This is a genomic window from Methylobacterium aquaticum (assembly GCF_001043915.1).
In the GTDB taxonomy this organism is placed as follows: domain Bacteria; phylum Pseudomonadota; class Alphaproteobacteria; order Rhizobiales; family Beijerinckiaceae; genus Methylobacterium; species Methylobacterium aquaticum.
The window spans coordinates 1-515 of record NZ_LABX01000276.1 but is presented as its reverse complement, the minus strand read 5'-3'; the positions used below and the strand labels follow the sequence as shown (position 1 = coordinate 515).

Sequence of the window (515 nt, the reverse complement as noted above, 5' to 3'; positions counted from 1 at the left end):
GCGGACCGGCTTGCCGTCGGCCAGGGTCTCGACCACCGCCTCGACCTTGCCCTTGCGGTCGACCTTGATCAGGAACGGGCCGAACTCCTCGCCGATCCAGATCTGGTCGCCGACGAACTGGAAGCTCTCGGGATCGAAGTCGCTGCCGGTGAGGTAGCGGCTGTCCGTCGCCTCGTTGGCGATGCGGAACGGCACCTTCTTGTCGGGATCGCGCAGGTAGATCGTCTCCAGGCGCTCGACGGTGCCCTTGTCGAAGTCGATCCGGTAATGGTTGAGGTAGAGCATCGCGTCGGGCGAGTTCGCCTTCGCGCCGAAGCCGTTGTCGGTCAGCACCCAGTAGGTGCCGTCCGGCATGTGCTTGATGCCGGAATGACCCTGGAGCGGCTGGCCGCGCAGGGGCAGCTTCATGCTGGTCGGGCGGCCCATCGACTGGACCTCGACCGTGCCGACCGCCTCGACCCGGCGGCCGGTGGTGAACTTGCCCGGCGTGGCCAGGTCCTTGGGCGCATCCGCCG

At 67.6% G+C, this 515-nt stretch carries 1 protein-coding gene; it reads right to left on the bottom strand.

Annotated elements, in window-relative coordinates:
* The coding region (locus tag VP06_RS28970) for an esterase-like activity of phytase family protein (protein WP_048467277.1) at positions 1-515 on the bottom strand (515 nt) is incomplete at both ends.